The 15,307-nt window shown below is 54.8% G+C and carries 13 protein-coding genes; 2 read left to right on the top strand and 11 right to left on the bottom strand.

The annotated features are described in order from the left end of the window. Positions 1 to 2 precede the first annotated feature (2 nt). Positions 3 to 572 carry a GNAT family N-acetyltransferase gene (locus tag CHB83_RS06175; RefSeq protein WP_089332023.1) on the bottom strand — a complete coding sequence of 190 codons (570 nt, stop codon included), beginning with the start codon at positions 570 to 572 and terminating at the stop codon, positions 3 to 5. 171 nt (positions 573 to 743) lie between these two features. On the opposite strand from CHB83_RS06175, the gene CHB83_RS06170 reads away from it, so the two are divergent. Continuing rightward, positions 744 to 1,628 (top strand): SDR family NAD(P)-dependent oxidoreductase, encoded by an 885-nt coding sequence (locus CHB83_RS06170; protein WP_045689278.1) that lies wholly within the window; start codon positions 744 to 746, stop codon positions 1,626 to 1,628. Between the two features lie 138 nt (positions 1,629 to 1,766). Here CHB83_RS06170 and CHB83_RS06165 read toward each other — a convergent pair whose 3' ends face one another. From CHB83_RS06165 to guaB, 8 genes are all read right to left on the bottom strand, one after another. Then, positions 1,767 to 2,204: a hypothetical protein gene (locus CHB83_RS06165; protein ID WP_045689277.1), complete on the bottom strand. Its 438-nt coding sequence runs from the start codon at positions 2,202 to 2,204 to the stop codon at positions 1,767 to 1,769. A gap of 49 nt (positions 2,205 to 2,253) precedes the next feature. Next, positions 2,254 to 3,216, bottom strand: coding sequence for an AAA family ATPase (locus CHB83_RS06160; protein WP_045689276.1), 963 nt, complete (start codon positions 3,214 to 3,216; stop codon positions 2,254 to 2,256). Between the two features lie 90 nt (positions 3,217 to 3,306). Then, on the bottom strand, positions 3,307 to 4,695 hold the full coding sequence (locus CHB83_RS06155) for a peptidylprolyl isomerase (protein ID WP_089332022.1): 1,389 nt from the start codon (positions 4,693 to 4,695) through the stop codon (positions 3,307 to 3,309). 294 nt (positions 4,696 to 4,989) lie between these two features. Further along, complete coding sequence (locus CHB83_RS06150; RefSeq protein WP_089332021.1) at positions 4,990 to 7,317, bottom strand: peptidylprolyl isomerase; 2,328 nt, start codon at positions 7,315 to 7,317, stop codon at positions 4,990 to 4,992. A 181-nt stretch (positions 7,318 to 7,498) separates the two neighbouring features. Further along, entirely contained in the window at positions 7,499 to 7,912 is a 414-nt protein-coding gene (locus tag CHB83_RS06145; protein ID WP_045689274.1) for an ATP-binding protein, read from the bottom strand. A 24-nt stretch (positions 7,913 to 7,936) separates the two neighbouring features. After that, positions 7,937 to 8,266 carry an STAS domain-containing protein gene (locus CHB83_RS06140; protein ID WP_045689273.1) on the bottom strand — a complete coding sequence of 110 codons (330 nt, stop codon included), beginning with the start codon at positions 8,264 to 8,266 and terminating at the stop codon, positions 7,937 to 7,939. Positions 8,267 to 8,280: 14 nt separating this feature from the next. Then, positions 8,281 to 10,344 carry a GAF domain-containing SpoIIE family protein phosphatase gene (locus CHB83_RS06135; RefSeq protein WP_161806907.1) on the bottom strand — a complete coding sequence of 688 codons (2,064 nt, stop codon included), beginning with the start codon at positions 10,342 to 10,344 and terminating at the stop codon, positions 8,281 to 8,283. Positions 10,345 to 10,574: 230 nt separating this feature from the next. Beyond that, the gene (guaB, locus tag CHB83_RS06130) at positions 10,575 to 12,047 is read right to left on the bottom strand and encodes an IMP dehydrogenase (protein ID WP_089332020.1); all 1,473 of its coding nucleotides are present in this window, start codon (positions 12,045 to 12,047) and stop codon (positions 10,575 to 10,577) included. Positions 12,048 to 12,650: 603 nt separating this feature from the next. On the opposite strand from guaB, the gene CHB83_RS06125 reads away from it, so the two are divergent. After that, positions 12,651 to 13,496: an oxidoreductase gene (locus CHB83_RS06125; RefSeq protein WP_089332019.1), complete on the top strand. Its 846-nt coding sequence runs from the start codon at positions 12,651 to 12,653 to the stop codon at positions 13,494 to 13,496. Between the two features lie 79 nt (positions 13,497 to 13,575). Here CHB83_RS06125 and CHB83_RS06120 read toward each other — a convergent pair whose 3' ends face one another. Both CHB83_RS06120 and CHB83_RS06115 read right to left on the bottom strand, forming a co-directional pair. Continuing rightward, positions 13,576 to 14,874 (bottom strand): PAS domain-containing protein, encoded by a 1,299-nt coding sequence (locus CHB83_RS06120; protein WP_089332018.1) that lies wholly within the window; start codon positions 14,872 to 14,874, stop codon positions 13,576 to 13,578. A gap of 18 nt (positions 14,875 to 14,892) precedes the next feature. After that, entirely contained in the window at positions 14,893 to 15,249 is a 357-nt protein-coding gene (locus CHB83_RS06115) for a hypothetical protein (RefSeq protein WP_045690526.1), read from the bottom strand. Between the last annotated feature and the right edge of the window lie 58 nt (positions 15,250 to 15,307).

Genomic DNA, 15,307 nt, shown 5'->3' with positions numbered 1-15,307 from the left:
TCTTACTGTCCGGTCTGCTTGCGTACGTAGTAACGGATGGGTGTAGCGTTCCGAACACCCAGTGCCCAGCGGTGGGGCTGGGGTGGGACGGGGTGGAAGCCAACGGCCTCGGCCACGGCGCAGCTGCGTGGGTTATCGTCGCGGCAACGGATAAGTAGATGAGCAGCATGCAGGGTAGTAAACCCAAACTCCACCATGGCTGCGAGGGCTTCGCGGGCGTACCCGTGGCCCTCGGCCTCGGCGGAGAGGTAGTACCCAATTTCACCCGTAACAGGCGACCTCCAGCTGGGCCGCAGGCTAATATCGCCCAGGTAGCGCCCAGTAGTAGTATGCCAAATGCCGAATACGTACAGGTGGCCGGTTTCCCAATCTTGGTCAAACTGATACAAGACCTGGGCAGCGTCAGCACGGGTTTGCACGGCTGCTAGGCGAGCGGGAAACGCAGGTTGGAGGCGCGGGCGGTTAGCATCCAGAAGGCAGAAGAACAGTTCGACATCAGTGGGCTGGTAGGGCCGTAGTGTTAAGCGAGCAGAAAGGCACGGGACCCGGGTGAGCGATGGAGCAGCGTACATGATTTGGGGAGAATGCCTCGAAAAGAGCTAGCTGAGATGCAGCAGAGGCATCTGCGACCTTGTACGCGAAAACCCGCTCTCCAGAATGGCGTTGAAAACAAGCAGTACGTCGAGAGTTTGCTTGCATGGCGGCTCGTCGCAACAACTTACTTCAACTTTAATACTATAGCCATGAGTGCTAGACTGCAGAATAAAGTAGCAATTGTAACGGGCGGCGGTGCCGGCATCGGCGAAGCCATTTGTAAGAAATTTGCTCGCGAAGGCGCCGCAGTAATTGTGGTAGGCCTCGCTAGTGACCCCGTTCGTGAAGTAGTAGATGAAATCTTGGCCAGCGGTGGCCGAGCCATTGGATACCTCGGCGACATCTCCTACGAGGAAGCCGCCAAAGACTGCGTAGAAGTAGCCGTGAAAGAGTTTGGGAAGCTAGACATTCTGGTTAATAATGCCGGTGCTTTCCCTGCAGTATCTACCATTGACAAGTATCCCACGGATGCATTCGAGTACATGATTAAGAACAACGTGTACTCCAACTTCATGATGACGCGCGCTGCTATTCCGCACTTGCAGAAAACGCACGGCAACATCGTGTCGGCTGGTTCAGAGGCGGGCCATATGGGCGAGCCCCAAAACACGCCCTACGGTGGCACGAAGGGATTTGTGCACGCCTTCCAACGCGGTGTAGCCGTGGAACAAGCTAAATTCGGGGTACGCTCCAATATTGTTGGCCCCGGTCCTATCGATACGGCATGGACCCACAAAGAAACGGGCCCCATGGACGCAAAGATGGAGAAGATGACAACCCAAGGCGTGCCATTGGGCCGTCGGGGTACGCCAGAGGAAGTAGCCAACGTATACCTCTTTCTTGCCTCTGATGAAGCAAGCTACGTAACCGGTGCCACCTATTACGTAGACGGTGGCGTGACCATCTCTAAAGGCCCGCACGGAGATGAGGTGCCTAGCAACCTGAAAAAGGAGCCAGTTGGAGGATTGAACCTGAAGCACTCTAAAGACGGCAACACCAAAATTCGCCAAGAGGCTACCGCTTCTATGAGCTAAACACCTGAACAGTCCGAACAAGGCTGTTTAGGACAGGTATAGATACAAATAAAAAAGAGGCCTGCTACACAGTAGCAGGCCTCTTTTGCGTTCAAACAGACGGTGCTACGGCCAAATCAACTGGCGTAGTAGAGCCGGCTATTTCTGCAGTGCTGCTCCAATGCCTGAGCGATGCTGTGGAGGGCTACCCAAGGACTGCTGCGTGCGCATTACGTTGAAAAGACGGGCAGCCTCATTAAAGAATTCTAGCCGGCGAATGAGCATCTCCTTAGTCAGCACACGGCCTTCGGGCGTACGCATCATAGCCTTCTTATCCTCCAAAATCTGGCGCATCTGGGCTTCCGTTTCTGCGGTGTGCTGCGTGAACTGAGCATAAAACTCTTCCACCCGTGCCAGGCCTTCCGTTGTCAGCCGATACTGGGCACCCGCTTGGTTTAAGACTTCGCACAGCACGTATATCTCAATCGGCAGCGAGACGCCAAGGGCAGTGGTACGCACATCAAGGCCCACTTGCAGAGCATCCAGAATAATGGCAATGTTGCGCTCAAATTGCTGGTAATAACCGGCTGCTTCCATGTAGCTAGGAGGGAGAAAGTAAGACGTGAAGGGTACGAAGGTGCCGCTTCTACAGGAGTTCCTTTATAATCTGCTCTACGCTGATGCCTTCGGCTTCGGCCTTGAAGTTACGCACCAAACGGTGACGCAAAATAGGTAATGCCACGGCGCGCACATCCTCAATATCGGGGGAATATTTGCCGTGCAGCAAGGCGTGACACTTAGCTCCCACAATAAGATGCTGAGAAGCCCGGGGACCAGCACCCCATTCCAGTAGCTGAGAAGCCCGCACGGCCGCCCTATCTGTGTTAGGACGGGTCTTGTGCACCAGTCCAACCGCATACTCTACTACGTTGTCGGCTACGGGCACGCGGCGCACCAATTGCTGGTAGGCTTGAATCTCGCTGGCGTGCAGAATTTTAGAGACACTAGGCTTCTTATCGGAAGTAGTGTTCTTCACAATTTGCAGTTCTGCCTCGTAGCTGGGGTAGCCTAGCTCAATGTTAAACATGAAGCGGTCTAGCTGGGCCTCAGGCAAAGGATATGTACCTTCCTGCTCAATAGGGTTCTGAGTGGCCAGCACGAAGAAAGGCCGCTCTAAAGGGTACCGCTTGCCAGCTACCGTCACGGCGTACTCCTGCATGCTTTCCAGAAGGGCCGCCTGCGTTTTAGGCGGCGTGCGGTTGATTTCATCAGCCAGCACAATGTTGGCGAAAATCGGACCCGGTACAAAGTGAAAGTCGCGCTGCTGGTTTAGCGTTTCCGAGCCCACAATGTCGGAGGGCATCAGGTCAGGAGTGAACTGTACCCGGTTGAACGACAAGTCCAGCGAATCGGCAATAGTTTGGATCAGCAAGGTTTTAGCTAAGCCGGGCACGCCCACCAGCAGGCAGTGACCCTGCGAGAAGACGGCCGTTAGTACTAACTGTACTACCTCTTCCTGCCCGATAATGACCTTGCCGATTTCCTTGCTTAATGTGCGGTATGATTGGGCCAGCGCGTCGGCGGCTTCTTTATCGGAAGAGAAGGACATATTCTATCGAAATGTAGAGTAAGCATAAGACCCACGCAATGAGGTTTCGCTGCACGAAGCTCACTGCGTGGGTCTTATGCTCAATTCACTTTATAAAGAAGAATTCAGAAGGTTGCAGCCCGTATACTCCGGATCTACTTCCAGGTACACCGTGCCACGGTTCTTGAGAAACCACTCGTCGAGGGCTTTGTTTTTCTTCTCCTCTAGTGCGGCAGCGGCCAGTTTCTGGTAGTCGTCCGTAATGTTGGCTTGGTGGGGCGGATTGTTCGACTTCAGCCACAGGATACGAACGGCATCCTTGCCATCGTCGGTGCGGTAGGGCAGGGGTGGGGTGATGCTGCCTACCTTCATTGTGTCAATGGTGAAGAAAATGGCCGGGTCCAGCTTGTCGAGTGGTAAGTAAGAGCTGCCGTCGGTTCGGTTGGCAATCAGGCCACCATTGCCTCCAGACGTTTTATCGTCGGAGTTATCTTTAGCTGCTTTCGCAAACGTTACGCTATCGGCCATAATGCGGCGACGCAATTTAGCTAACTCCTGGGCAGCTTCGGTAGCATCGGCAGTGCCGGTTTCGGGCTTGAGCAGAATGTGCCGGGTGCTGAAACTGTCGCCTTTGCGCTCAATCAGCTGAATCAAGTGGAAGCCAAACTGCGACTCTACCACGGGTGAGAGCTGTCCCGGCTCCAACCGCAAGGCGGCGGCTTCGTACTCGGGCACCAGCTCGCGGCGCTTGAAGAAGCCTAAGTAGCCCCCTTCTACCGCCGAGCCAGGGTCTTGCGAGAATTGCTTTGCCAGCGTGGCGAAATCCTCGCCCGCCAGAATGCGTGCCCGCAGGTCGTTAAGCTTGGCTTGAGTAGCCTGCTTCGCTTTGGAGTTGGTCTTAGCAATTTTAATGATTTGACCCACTTCTACCTCCGTGGAGTAGTAAGGAAGACTGTCTTTGGGAATGCGGTTGTAGAACTGGCGCACCTCACGCGGAGTCACCGACACCTTACCCGCAATTTCATCCTGCATCTTTTGCTGCACCAACTGATCCTTCACCTGAATGCGCAATTCGTCCTTAAGCTGCTTGATGGGTTTGTTGTAGTACTCTTCTAGCTTCTTCTCCGACCCAATCTGCTGTACGAAGTACGCCATGCGGCGGTCCAGCTCATTTTTTACTTGACTGTCTTCTACAACTACTGAGTCAGTCTCAGCCTTTGCTAGTAGCAACTTGTTGAGAGCTAGGCTCTGTAAGATACGGCAGCGCAAGTCGGGGGGCAGGGGCTTGCCTTCGGCTCGAGCCTGCTCCTGAGCGTATAGGTTTTCCAGATCGGAGCGCAACACGATCTGGTTATCAACTTTGGCGACAATGCCATCGACGATTTGGCGGCCAACGGGGCGACCTATGCCGAGCTGCGCGTAGCTGGACGTAACCGAAGCAGCCAGCAGGGCCGCACTCAACAGCACCCCGCGGGCCGATGATTGGAAAAACTGAGTCATTGGAATCTTTACCAGTAATGCCCGCAGAAGCTACTACCCTCTACCAGCTAGACAGCAGGCAAAACGCCAAAAGCTGCCCGTAAATTTCATCATAAATCCTTTCTCCGGCAAAAACCACCAGTGCAGGTAGCAAAAGCCCAAATTCAGGAAGTAGAGCCCAGAAGTGGGGGCACCGTTGCACGGCCGAAAAAAGAAACGAGTACTGAGCAGTAAGAAGCTATCAGAACGGAAAGCGCTACGTGGTACCAACTTTCTTGGTCTTGCTTCTGCTGCAGCAGTACTCGCTTATAGATGCTACTTCGTTACTAGTTTTTCTACCTCTGGCTGGTTGATGCTCACAGGATACTTTTCGCGCAGTTGGGCAATCCATTCCTTTTCCAGGTAATTCTGGTAATCGGAGGTAGCTTGTCCGCGCGCTTCAGCTAAGCTCTTTGGGCCCGCTGGCAGCTGTTTCTCAACAATCACAGTGTAGTAGCGGCCGTCCTTCTGGGTAGTATACGTGCCTGGAGCACTGCTCAAGAACTCGTCTATTACCTTGTTATCACCCTTCTGGAAGCTACGCTGCTGCACTTGCACGGCCAATGGGTTTTGTGCATTAAAGCGCTGCTCAATAGCGGCAGGGTTGCGGGTGTAGCCCCGGAAATAAATGGCATCTGCCGAACCCGCCGCCCGCGACTGCGCACCGCCTATTGTTACATTTACTGGTACGCGGCTAGCCCGGATGCCCTGCTGAACGAAGTAAGACTGAATCTGGCTGGCCCGCTGACGAGCTAAGGTAGCCGCCGCTGCATTTTTCACCTGACCACTAATCGTAACCTGAAGCGTGGTGTCTGTTACTAGTTGGCCCGCCAATGCTTCTAGCGAAGCCGTGCTAGCTGGGTTTAGTGTAACGGTGCGTGGCCGGAAGCTGACGCTGGCTGGAATGCCTTGGGTGGTAGGCAGCGAAGCGGCAGGATTAGCTACTAGCTGCTGCACCTGTGTGCGCAACGCCGGAGTGGCCGCGCTAATCACGGTAGCTTGCACGCGCGGCTCCCACTGATACTTGGCCTGGTTGGCGGCAAAGAACTTCTGCAAACCTACTGTGTCTTCAATGGCCTTGCTCCATACCTTCTCATCCATGAGTTGGAACAGCAGAATACCGTCGCGGTACTCTTTCACCAGCATGCGGTAGTCCTCATACTTGGTTTCCAAATTGGCTTTCTCAAACTCAGTTAGGCTCTGATCTACGTACTGGTCGTAGAGCTGCTGCATGGTGAAGCGGGCATCAGAGCCGGCACGGGGCTTCTGATTGCTCTGGACGTAGGTTAGGAAGTCGGAAACGGGGTAGGGCTTGCCCTGAATAGTAAATAGTGTTTGAGCGTCGCCAGTAGCCTTTTTGCCTTTTGCTGGGGTGGCGGGAGCCGTGTACTTAAAGCGGCCATTTACCAGGGCGGTGTCGGCCCTGCTAAGCACGTAGTCTTTGGCCACCTGATTTTCGGAAAAGTTGTTTTCAGTGCGCACCCGCTTCAGGAAAGCCGTGCGGTTGAGCTCCGAGCGCGAATCCTTGGACACCTTGCTCTTCAGCGTCGGCTCCATGGCTTCAAATGTGGGGATGGGCTGCTTCTCAATAAGCCGGATGATGTGCCAGCCATAGGGCGTCTGCACCGGTGCCGACAGGTCGCCGGGCTTCTGTAGTTTGAATGCTGCTTCTTCGAAGCTCGGAATCATACGCCCAGTGCCAAAAGGAGGAAGCTCTCCACCGTTAGCCGCCGAGCCCGCGTCTTCCGAAAACTGCGCAACAAGCTTTTCCCAGTTCTCCTTGCGCTGGGTAAGGCGGCTATAGAGTTCATCCACCTTCTTTTTTACCGTTACCGAATCGGCCTTGGGCATACCTGGCGTAGCCCGAATCATTAAGTGAGCTACCTTGATTTCCCCCTGGGCGGGTCGCACATCGTTCACCTTAATGATGTGGTAGCCAAAGCGCGTACGCACCGGCTGCGAAACCTGCCCGGCCGGCGTACTATACGCTACCGACTCGAAGGGATACACCATTTGCATGGCCGTGAAATAACCCAGCTTACCGCCGTTTTCGCGGGCAGAGGGGTCTTCTGACGTTTCCCGAGCTACCTTCCCGAAGTCCTCGCCTCCCGTTACGCGCTGGCGCAGCGCAGTGACCTTCTGGTAGGCCGCTAGGGTATCTTTGGGGTCGGCATCGGGCTGCACCCGAATGAGGATGTGCGAGGCATTAATTTCCTTGCTCATCCGGTCATAGGCCTCGCGTACCAGCTTATCGGTTACGCTTTTCTCCGTGAGGTAGGGCTGAGCAAGTTGCTGCTTGTAACCATCTAGCTCCCGCTTAAAGGCCTGCGTAGTATCGAGGCCGCGTTGCTCGGCTTCCAGCACCTTCAGCTTGAAGTTGGTATACAAGTCCAGATACTCTGTTACGCTGGCCTTGGTGCCGTACTCAGGTGCCGAGCTGTTGTTTTTGCGGTACACGTAGGCAAACTCCGAAGCGGGTACTGCCGTGGTGCCCAAGGTTTCGACAACAGGCTGCTTAGCTGCAGTAGTAGGTTTGGTAGTTTGGCAGCCAGCGGCCAAAAGAGCAGCTGCGGCAGTACCAGCAAGCAAAAAGCGGTGGTGCATAGAGGAAAAAAGGAATCTGCGAAGCGCGTAAACCGGCCAGGATGAGCCCCGGACATGAACGGCTGACAAACGCAATTTTACGGATTTTTTTCGGCCAGCCGGCCGGCCGCTTACGAAGTAAGTAACATAAAAAAAGCGCCCGGTCGCTGGGCGCTTTTGGTGGTACGTAACGAACGAAAGCTCAACCTAGTTTCTTATACAGGCGGCACACATTGTGGGCGCCCACCGTGGTGAACTCCACCCGGTCCATAATTCGGTTGACAAGCATCATTCCTACACCGCCCTTCTTCCCAATGCGGACGAACTCCTGCAAATCGGGCTCCTTGTATGAGGAAGGGGAATAGGAAGTGGGGCTTTCATCCTCGATTTCGATACCAAACTCCTGGTTGCGCATGCTCACGCGCACATCCAAAAACTGAGATTCGTCTTCCTGATTGCCGTGAATGATGAGGTTGGCCACCACTTCATCCACTGCCAACACAATCTGGTTAGTATGCAACTCCGATAACTGGTAGCTTCCCAAAAAGCCGCTCACGAAATCACGCACCACCTTAAGGTTGCGGCGAGTGCAGCTGATTCGGATTGCGTTTTTCATTCTATTCTGATACCCTATGGCTCATTAAACAGCAGCAGCTTCTGCCTGCGACGGTACAATCGTCAGCAGCGAATCTAGACCCAGTATTTCAAACACATTGTGGACTTTCTCTTGCATGTTGAAAAACACCAGCTTCACGTTGGCGTCCTGAAAACGCTGCAAATGAGAAATAAAAACTCCTAGGCCCGCCGAGGAAATATAGTTGAGGCGTTGGCAGTCGATGAGAACCTTGGTATAGTTGAGAATCTCAGGGGCATTTAACTCGCTATCTAGCAGCACTGACGAGCTAGCATCTAGCTCGCCATCTAGGCTGAGGGTAAGCGTATTTTCAGAGGAATGTTGCGTTATTTTCATAACTGCGTGCTACGTTAAAGGCGGGCTTCGGGTTCGGAGTCCTTGAACTTAATGACGAGTAGGGTTTGGTCGTCGTGAATGGGCTGACCGCGGCTGAACTCCTCTAAGTCGCTCAGAATACGCTCTTTAATGGCTGTAGCGTCTAGGTAGTACGTGCGCTCCAGCATTTGCAGCAAGCGGTCTTCCCCGTACTCTTCACCACCCTCACCCCGGGCTTCCACAATGCCATCGGTGTAGATGACCATGACGTCGCCAGGGTTATAGTCGTAAAACTGATTTTTGATGTGCTTCTCGTAGGTATCGTTGCGAATGATACCCAGGCCTAGCCCAGCAGTGTGGAAGTACGATACTTCCTCTTTAATGGAGTGGTAGTACAGCGTATGGCAGTGGCCGGCGCGGGCAAATACAAAGCCGCCGTGCTCATAATCAATGATGTATAGAGAAGCCGTGATGAAGGCGGCCTTCTCTAGGCAGCGCGCCAGGGCATTGTTGGCCTGGGCCATGAACTTACTGGGTACGGGGAACTTCTCCCGCTCATTGCGCGCTAGGGGATTTTCCTGCATGAGGGCATGAAAGATGCCCTTCATCTGCGCCACGTGGAAAGCAGCGGTAATACCCTTGCCCGATACGTCGCCGATGAGCACCGCCAGGCGCCGGCCGGGCAAATGCAAGAAGTCGTAGAAGTCGCCCCCTACTTCTTTGGCAGCCAGAGCATGGGAACTGATTTCAAACCAGTTGTCGATGGGCAGGTCTTTCGGAATCAGGCTGTCCTGCACCGACGAGGCAATCTTAAGCTCTTCCTGCACCAACTGATTCTGAATAGAGGCCTGCATGAGTTGCAGGTTCTCAATGCTCAGCACCGTCTGACTAGTGAAGGTTTGCAGAATACTTAGGTTTTCACGGTCGAAGCCTTGGCGCTGCTCTTTCAGCATGTAAAGCGCTCCATATTGGCGCTTGCTGGAGCGCAGCGGCATTACAATAAGGGAGCCGTAGGGCAAGTTCAACGAGCGGAAACCAGTGCTATTAGGCAGGTCGTTGTTGAGGTACTCAATCTGGCCCAGGTTGTATTCTGCCAGGAGCTGACAAACGGCAGTGGCTTGCTCGGGCGCAATGCGATAGTGCTGGCCGCGGTAGTCGGTAGAAGAGTTGTCTGCTTCCAGCCAAGCCGCATCCGCCTCCACGGTTTGGATGGCCGAGTCGAAGAGCATGCGGTATACTTCCTCCGCTGTTTGGCTTTTCTGAATGAGCTGGGTGAGGCGCTGCAGGCTAAGAATCTCCTCGCGCTTTTGCTCGAATACTCCGGCCGTAGGCAAGTTGAAAAACGTTACCATCAAGCCCATAAAGGCATAGAAGGCAGCGAAAAAGGCATTCAGCAGCAGGAAAGCCTGCTGAGGTGCCGGGGTAATAAGCCGAACGGTATGGGCTGTGCGCAGGAAGTAGCCAACGAAGACGCCCATGGCCACAATAATACCTAGCTGTAGTAGCACCGTTTCCAGCTTTTGGCGCCGGTTGAGGTAGGCTACCCACTTTTGGTTGCTGCTCAAATAAGCCCCAAATCCGCCTAGGAAAACGAGCACCCCAATCAGGACTGCTTGGGGTGGTGACCAGGACACCAAGCGCACCAATAGCGTAATGCCGAGTAAGGCCTCAAACCAGCCCCATTGCCGCCGCAAGCGGGCAGACGACCGGAATAGGACTAAAGAACGCCAGCTGTAATTGGTACGAGCTAAGAATAAAATGAACAGGCCAACGTTTATGGTGTAAGCGACGGTAGACACTACCGACGAAATTCCCGGTGTCTGCTGGCGAAACAGGTCTTCTAGTAGGTGCAAGCCCACGCAAACAGTAGCCAGTAAACCAGGGCCTAGTAGTAGTCGGCGCAGAAGGCCTACAAAGTCTAAGCCCCGTAGGCGGTCAGGCTGGGCACGCTCGTGTAAAAACACCGCAGCAGCAAAAACTGCTTGAGCTACGAGCATGGGCCAACCTGGGAAGCTAGTATTGCCAATCTGTTGCGGATGCGCATACAGCAAGGAGCAAACCAGCAAGCCAACCCAGCTTAGAAGGGCAAGCGGCAACATAAAGGAAGATAGCTTCCGGTCAAAGGGCATGAAACCAGGTTAAGGTCAGCCATTCCGCCGTGCAAGCATGGCGTTTGGCGAAATGGATGGGCAAGATAAGCCATGTGTACCTAACTACCGTTGTCAGTTGACTGATGTCATGAGCCAGCTAACCGATATATAGGGCGATAATACAAAAATGCCGACAGCGCAGAGGCTGTCGGCATTCTAGGAAACACTACCAGCTCAGCCTACTTGCTGCTGTAGTTGGGCGCCTCACGGGTAATTTGTACGTCGTGGGGGTGCGACTCTCGTAGTCCAGCCCCCGTGATGCGTACGAAGCGCGCCGTCTGCAACGTTTCAATGCTACCAGCTCCGCAGTAGCCCATGCCCGCCCGCAGGCCACCGGCCAGCTGATAGAGCACTTCGCTAGCCAGACCCTTGTATGGAACGCGACCTACAATACCCTCAGGTACCAGTTTCTTCACGTCATCCTCGGCGTCCTGGAAATACCGGTCTTTCGAGCCTTCTTCCATGGCTTCTACCGAGCCCATACCGCGGTAGCTTTTGTACTTACGGCCTTCAAAAAGCGTTACCTCGCCGGGCGCTTCTTCCGTGCCAGCCAGCAAGGAGCCAATCATGATGGTACTAGCGCCACCAGCCAAAGCTTTTACCACGTCGCCAGAAAACTTGATGCCACCGTCGGCAATGAGTGGAACCCCAGTGCCTTCTAGGCCACGGGCTGCTTCCATCACGGCCGAAAGCTGAGGTACCCCAATGCCAGCAATAATGCGCGTAGTGCAAATAGAGCCGGGGCCCACGCCTACCTTCACGGCATCGGCACCTGCATCAGCCAGGGCCCGGGCTCCTTCGGCAGTAGCTACGTTGCCGGCAATAACCTCCAGGGTAGGATACTGCTGCTTAATGCTGCGTACGGCGTCCAGTACGCCTTTGCTGTGGCCGTGGGCTGTATCTACGCTTACTACGTCAACGCCAGCATCTACCAGGGCAGCAATGCGCGCCAGCAGGTCGGGAGTAACACCTACGGCAGCCCCCACGCGCAGGCGGCCAAACTCGTCTTTGCAGGCGTTAGGGGTGCGGCGGCGCTTCCGGATGTCTTTGTATGTAATTAGTCCTACTAAGCGGCCTTCCGCGTCTATCACGGGGAGCTTTTCTACTTTAGAATCCTGTAGGATGTCTTCAGCCGCCGTGAGTTCGGTGCCCGCCTTGGCCGTTACCAGGGGCGAAGGAGTCATCACGTCCGAAACCGAACGGGTCATGTCTTTCTCAAAGCGCAAGTCGCGGTTGGTGAGAATGCCCTTGAGACGGCGCTGCTCGTCTACAATCGGAATACCACCGATGTTGTTGTTGCGCATCAGCTTCTTGGCATCGGCCAGAGTAGCTGTTTCCTCCAGGGTAAAGGGGTCGAGAATCATTCCGCTTTCGGAACGCTTCACGCGGCGCACCAGCTCGGCCTGGGCCCGGATGCTCATGTTCTTGTGAATGATACCAATACCGCCCTCCTGGGCCATGGCAATGGCCATGTCGGCTTCGGTTACGGTATCCATAGCCGCCGATACAAAGGGAAGTTTAAGCCGAATGTTGCGGGTAAGCTGAGAACTGGGGTCGGCGTCGCGGGGCAGTACTTCCGAGTAACCGGGAAGTAGCAGGACGTCGTCATAGGTAAGAGCCTCGAAGGCAATTTTGGCAGCGTAGTCGGCCATGGCAACAAGAAGGTTAGGTTCCGCTTATTGCCGGGTAAAATTACGGCGAATAATTGGGTTTCCGGTTTTTACCTGTTCATTTCCGGTTGTCGTTCTGTTAATTTCTTTTCCCGGGCCGTAAAATCAACGTCATAAAAAGAGACCCGACGCAGTAGCTAAGGCCTTTCTAACGGAGAGGGAAGCATGTAGTAGGAGAGCGGGCTATTACTGGGCCGGTACCGTGGGAACCAGCATTCTGGGTGTTGGACAGCGCAAATCTAAACTGTAATGCAGGGTCGCGGTCAGGTATTGCTCTTCTCGAAGACTGGGCGCCCTACTAAGGTGCTATCAGTAAAGGAGGCGGAAATGCCACTATACTTTGCCTATTAATTCATGTAGCTGCCTTTCAAAGCGGCATTGGGCGTGGTCTTAGTTGAAGGTGTTGTCGTTCATGCTTGCCGAAGCCTAGTCACAGTTCACTCGATGCGGTGCCATACAATTGGCCCATAATGGGGTTGAGGGCGGAAACCGAGTGCCTAAAAACCCAAGGGGCACTTTTGGGGTTAAACCTGCCAGCCGCTTCATCCGAGGCGGTAGCATCAGTATCATTCCCCTCAACATAGTATGGCAACTACCAAAACGTGGTTCATAACCGGTGTAAGCACCGGATTCGGCAAAGAACTGGCCGAGTACTGCCTAAATAAAGGCGACAGTGTGGCGGCTACCTTCCGCAAACAGGAGCAAGCCGATGAGTTCACTCAGAAGGCTGGCGATAAAGGCCGCGGCTTCGTGTGCGATGTTGTGAGCGAACAGCAAGTACGGCAGGCCGTGCAGGAGACTATTCAGCACTTCGGCCAACTTGATGTTGTGGTAAATAACGCCGGCTACGGTTCCTTGGGTAGCATCGAGGAGATTGATGAGGCCGAAGTGCAGCGTCAGTTCGATGTGAACGTGTTCGGTCCGCTGCGGGTATTGCGGGCCGTGCTACCCCACCTTCGCGAGCGGAAAAGCGGCCACGTGCTCAACATCACTAGCATTGGTGGCCTAAAGACCTTCCCTGGCGTGGGCGTGTATAACGCCAGCAAATTTGCGCTCGAAGCCCTTGGTGAGAGCTTAGCTCAGCAGGTTGCTCCCCTGGGTATTAAGGTAACCAACATTGAGCCGAGCGGTTTCCGTACCGACTGGGCAGGTCGCTCTGCTTCCTTCGTGGATACCGCCATTGAGGACTACCGCTCTACCGTAGGCGAAAACCTTAAGGGTATTCAGAGCTATAGTGGTAAGCAGCCTGGCGACCCCCAGCGTGCTGCTCAAATCATGTACGACTTGGTGCGTCAGGAAAACCCGCCCCTGCACTTACCGCTTGGCAAAGCAGCCGTGAAAGGGGCGCGGGAAAAATTCACGAAGCTGGTGCAGGAGCTAGAGCAAGTGGCTGACCTCGGCGACTCTGCCGACTTCCCAGCTGGCGAGTAAGTACGCTTGCACTCATAAAGAAAGCCCCGCGGTGCTGCACCGTGGGGCTTTCTTTATGAGTCTTTCCAGTAACAGTGTGCTATGCGGGCTTTGGGCCGGCCGTAGTGGCAGCCAATTGGGCGCGTAGCTCTTGCACTTCGCGCTCTAACTGAAGAGTACGGAACGTTACCTTCACTTCTAGATCTTGGTAAGAGCGCTCTAGTTGGTTTTGTAGCTCCCGCATGTCCGTTACATCGGTATTGGTGCCAAACCAGCGTTCTACCTCGCCCTGGTCGTTGCGTATGGGCACGGCACGGGTTAAGAACCAGCGGTACAAGCCCTCTTTGCTGCGCAGGGGAAAAGTCAGTTCCCACGGTTCACCGGCCGGCCAAGCTTTCTGCACAAAAGCCGCCACTTGGTTGATATGGTCGGGGTGATGTACTTTTTCCCAGCCCCAGCCTTTCATTTCTTCGAGCGTAGTACCCGTGAAATCGTACCAGCGTTGGTTGTACCACGTGATGTAGCCGTCGGCCTCTGCCATCCAGGAGAGTTGGGCTACATTGTCGGCCATGGCTATAAAGTCGGCTTCACGGCGGCGCAGCGCTGCTTTGGCTTCGTGCTGCTGGGTAACGTCCTGCATGGCCCCGATCATGCGCATAGCTTGGCCCTCATCGTTGCGCGCTACGTGCCCCCTGTCCATGATTTGGGCGTAGGAGCCGTCAGCTTTCAAGAAGCGGTAATCATCGTGCCAGTCCGTTTGGCCGCCGTCAATTACGGCGTGAATGCCATCAACTACTCGGTCTCGGTCTTCCGCATGAATATGGTCGTACCACCAATGCGCAGCCGTGTTAGAAGCATCGGCACCGTAGCCCAGCACGCGTTGTACGGCCGGGTTCCACTTAATGGTGTTGTCTACTAGGTTCCAGTCCCAGATGGCGTCGTTGGTAGCCAGGGAAGCTAGGGCATAGCGCTCCTCGCTCTGGCGCAGGACTTCCTGCTGCTGGCGCTTGCTGGTAACGTCGGTGATGGTACCAATAAACCGCACGGCTTGGGTGTGTTCAGCATTGAAGAAGGCCCGTCCCGTAGCCCGTGCCCACCGTAGCGGAAGGTTCTCCTGGAGGCCAATAATTCGGTATTCTGTATCGAACAATCCCGACCCGTTGGGTGCTAAGGCCCGCTGCACGGCCGCGTCGATGGGCGCACGGTCGTCGGGGTGGAGGCCCCGCAGGAAATCTTCATAGGTAATGGTATCGGTAACTGGTAGGCCGAACAGCTCTTTGCAGCGGGCCGACCACACTAGTTCGCCGGATACCGGATTCAGGTCCCAGGTACCCACGCCGGCCGCATCCACGGCGGTTTGCAGTCGTTCGTAATGGATAGATTCCTCGGAGAAAGCCATAGGTGAGGGCAGAGGGGGCTAGGGCTGCAATAGTTGCAACTCCATACCAGATTGGAAATACAGAGTGAGGGCGCGGAGGTGACCATCTGGTGCCCGTCGCAGACGAGTAACCAGCGCAGTCGTTTCTTCGTCGGGTAGCTGCAAATGCAGGTAGGGGCGGCTCAACAGGGCATCGCGCTGCACCGACCATTGCCCGCGGATAGCGCGGCTTGCGGTATCCACTTGCAGATGACCTTCCTGTAATTGCAGGGTAGTGGCCTGGGCCAGGGGAGTAGTTGCACTGGCTCGGTTCAATATTCGCTCCGCTACACGCCAGGTACCCGCTAAATAGGCGTCTGGTACTTGCTGTAGGTTTACATCGAGCAGATCAATCATGCAGGCAGAAAGTCGGGCGGAGCAAAGGCCTTGGTTGCTTAGGCGGGGCTAACGTACG

The organism is Hymenobacter mucosus (assembly GCF_900188255.1).
Classification (GTDB): domain Bacteria; phylum Bacteroidota; class Bacteroidia; order Cytophagales; family Hymenobacteraceae; genus Hymenobacter; species Hymenobacter mucosus.
This window is presented reverse-complemented; position numbering and strand designations above follow the sequence as displayed.